The sequence below is a fragment of the Saccharothrix sp. ST-888 genome, assembly GCF_000955975.1.
Taxonomy (GTDB): Bacteria; Actinomycetota; Actinomycetes; order Streptomycetales; family Streptomycetaceae; genus Kitasatospora.
This window is the reverse complement of the sequence record NZ_JYJF01000968.1, coordinates 1-303: the sequence shown is the minus strand read 5'-3', so window position 1 is coordinate 303 and position 303 is coordinate 1. Positions and strand designations below refer to the sequence as shown.

General features: G+C 76.6%; 1 protein-coding gene. It reads right to left on the bottom strand.

Annotated elements, in window-relative coordinates; translation table 11 throughout:
* Positions 1 to 271: hypothetical protein (locus tag UK12_RS44200; protein ID WP_045307293.1), on the bottom strand; the 271-nt coding region annotated here is incomplete at its 3' end.
* Positions 272 to 303: the final 32 nt, after the last annotated feature.

Below are 303 nucleotides of genomic sequence, written 5' to 3'. Positions count from 1 at the left end.
CCACGCTGGCGGTGCAGAAGTGGTCGCCCGTCGCGTCGTGCGTGAAGACGGCGCCGACCTGCGCGTTGACGGGGGTGGCCCGGGCGGTGCGGGTGGTGCAGGGGTGCTTGGTGATGGCGGCGAGCAGACGCTGGCGGCTGCAGCCGTGGGTGGTGGCGGTGCCGCCGGCGCCCGCTGCCGCTCCACTTCCGGCAGGGGTCGCGGTGCTTGCCGGGTGCGATGCGGCGCACCCTGTCGCCGCCAGCGCGAGGCCGCAGGCGGCCGCGCACACTCGCAAACCGAGCCGCCCGGGAACCGCCACCT